This window comes from Teredinibacter waterburyi (assembly GCF_001922985.1).
Lineage (GTDB): Bacteria > Pseudomonadota > Gammaproteobacteria > Pseudomonadales > Cellvibrionaceae > Teredinibacter > Teredinibacter waterburyi.
Genome location: NZ_MRUH01000047.1, coordinates 1 through 1352, shown reverse-complemented (window position 1 = coordinate 1352; position 1352 = coordinate 1). Strand labels below are relative to the sequence as shown.

Annotated in this window: 1 protein-coding gene; it reads left to right on the top strand. The window is 55.8% G+C overall.

Annotated elements, in window-relative coordinates; all coding sequences use genetic code 11:
* On the top strand, nucleotides 1–1352 hold a 1352-nt coding region (locus IDZ20_RS05430), incomplete at both ends, for a GLUG motif-containing protein (protein ID WP_281250544.1).

Sequence of the window (1352 nt, the reverse complement as noted above, 5' to 3'; positions counted from 1 at the left end):
ATACCAATGGCGATGAGCTGCTGGATGCTTCGGACACCTATTGGAATGAAGGCGAAGGCTGGATTGCGATTGGCAACAGCAGCAATCGATTCGAGGCGGTGTTTGACGGCAATGGCTACAGCATCCACAACCTGATGATTAATCGCTCCGATAGCTCATCTCAGGGGTTATTTGGCTACATCGATGGCGCGACTATTCAGAACCTTGGCCTCCAAGGGCCGTTAATGTCGGTTACCGCGCGCAGCAATGTGGGCGGCCTTGTGGGCAGTGCAGTAAACAGCACCCTTACGGAGGTATTTTCAACCGGCAGGGTAGAATCAACCACTAGTTCCCTCGCCTTCGTGGGTGGCTTGGTGGGTTACCTAAGCTCAACGGAGCTGTCTGCCTGTTTTGCCACGGGGGCGGTGTCTGCGGCTGGTTATTATGTTGGCGGTCTTGTGGGTTATGCAACTGCGTCGACTATAAGCGACTGCTTTGCGACTGGGGCTGTTGCAGGGGACGATTACCTTGGTTCTTTGGTGGGGCAAGCGTGGTCTGTAACAAGTGTGGCGAGCCGCAATCTGTCTACCGGTGGCGGCGCGTATAACAGCAATGTTGGTTATTTTAGTGGTACCCGTAGTTATAACTACTGGTGGACGGACTCAACAACTCGCAGTACCGGTAATGCGGGTAGCGGTGCGGCCCTAGCCGAATTGCAATGCCCTACCAGTGCCGATAATAACGATTGCACTAGCGTTAACCTCTATGTGGGCTGGGCTGAGGCACTAACCAATGACGGCGAGCCCCGCTGGGACTTTGGTACGGCCACTCAATTGCCAGGCCTGCGTATTAGCGGCGTGATCTACCGCGATAGTGACGGCGATGGTGCGCTGGATGGTGACGATGTCTTTCCCAATAATATTGCTGCCAGTGTAGACAGCGACGGAGACGGCGCCCCTGATGCCTGGTCCTTAGGCTGCGATTCCGCCTGTCGAGCAGCCTCCGGCTTAACCCTGGACCAAGTCCCCGCAAGCCCAGCTGCGATTGCAGATGCCGATCTCGACGGCCTACCCGATGCCTGGGCAGAAGGCTGTGACGCAAGCTGTCAAGGGGATTCAGGCCTAACATTGGATGCCTACCCAAAGGATACCGATAATGACGGTCTCAGCAATGCAGAAGATACCGACGACAATAACGACGGGATTCCCGATGCCGATGCCGATGCCGATGGCTTAATCGACATTACAAGCTGGGCCGAGTTAGATGCCATACGCTATAGCCTGAAGGGCTACGGACAACAACTCAGTGCTGACGGCGAGCTGGACAGTTCAGGCTGCCCAGCTGGTGTCATTAACGGTGTGGCCGCGCCAGTG